This window comes from Streptomyces musisoli (assembly GCF_016741855.1).
Lineage (GTDB): Bacteria > Actinomycetota > Actinomycetes > Streptomycetales > Streptomycetaceae > Streptomyces > Streptomyces musisoli.
Genome location: NZ_JAERRH010000113.1, coordinates 1 through 524, shown reverse-complemented (window position 1 = coordinate 524; position 524 = coordinate 1). Strand labels below are relative to the sequence as shown.

Below are 524 nucleotides of genomic sequence, written 5' to 3'. Positions count from 1 at the left end.
TCACCATGGACGTGCCCGCGACGGGCCCGGCAACCCAGGCCGGGCCATGGAGGCCGGGTCACCCGGCGCGCTGGGTCGTCTCCCCGGCCTGAGCGGGTACGGCGGGCAGAGACACGGTGCAGGAGGCGCAGCGTCGGGCCTGGGCGGGTACGGGGCTGAGGCATTCGGGGCAGTCCCGTTTGGGGGCCTGGACGTCTTGGTGCGGGGCGAGGCGTTCGTGGAGCTTGTTGATCGGGAGCACGACCAGGAAGTACAGGGCGCTGGCGAGGAGGAGGAAGCTGATCGCCGCGTTGGCGAAGGCGCCGTAGGGGAACTTGGTGGCGCCTACGGTGAAGGTCTTGCGGCTCATGTCGCCGGTGGCGCCGGTTGCCAGCCCGACGAGTGGTGTCAAAAAGGCGCTGACGAAGCCGTTCACCACCGCGGTGAACGCTGCCCCGATGACGATGCCGACGGCCAGGTCGACCACGTTGCCGCGCAGGATGAAGCTGCGGAAGCCCTTCACCTTCTCACCCCTAAGAGGCTCT

At 69.1% G+C, this 524-nt stretch carries 1 protein-coding gene; it reads right to left on the bottom strand.

Annotation, left to right across the window (positions count from 1 at the left end):
• Window positions 1–58: 58 nt before the first annotated feature.
• Window positions 59–502 carry a large conductance mechanosensitive channel protein MscL gene (gene mscL / locus JK361_RS40700; RefSeq protein ID WP_201828271.1) on the bottom strand — a complete coding sequence of 148 codons (444 nt, stop codon included), beginning with the start codon at window positions 500–502 and terminating at the stop codon, window positions 59–61.
• Window positions 503–524: the final 22 nt, after the last annotated feature.